1 pseudogene is annotated in these 382 nt (G+C 62.3%); it reads left to right on the forward strand.

The features are described from left to right. Window positions 1-382: pseudogene (locus B3849_RS07760) on the forward strand (erythrose-4-phosphate dehydrogenase); the annotation flags it as partial.

Genomic DNA, 382 nt, shown 5'->3' on the forward strand with positions numbered 1-382 from the left:
GCGCACAGCGACCTGTACCGTGCCCGCGCCGCGGCGCTGTCGATGATCCCCACCACCACCGGTGCGGCCAAGACACTGGGTAAAGTGCTGCCCGAGCTTGACGGGCTGATCGGCGGCACCGCGATCCGCGTGCCCACACCGAATGTATCCTGTGTCGATCTGGTGGTCGAACTGTCGAAAGACACCACGGTGGAAGAGGTCAACGCCACCCTACGCACCGCCGCCGAAGGCCCGCTGAAAGGCATCCTTGGTCTGGTCGAACGTCCTCTGGTGTCGATCGACCTGAACCACGATTCACATTCCTGTGTCGTGGCTCTTGATCAGACCTCTGTCCAAAGCGGGACACAGCTGCGGGTTCTGGGCTGGTATGACAACGAATGGG

It is taken from the genome of Sulfitobacter sp. UBA4523 (assembly GCF_002388305.1).
Classification (GTDB): Bacteria; Pseudomonadota; Alphaproteobacteria; order Rhodobacterales; family Rhodobacteraceae; genus Sulfitobacter; species Sulfitobacter pontiacus.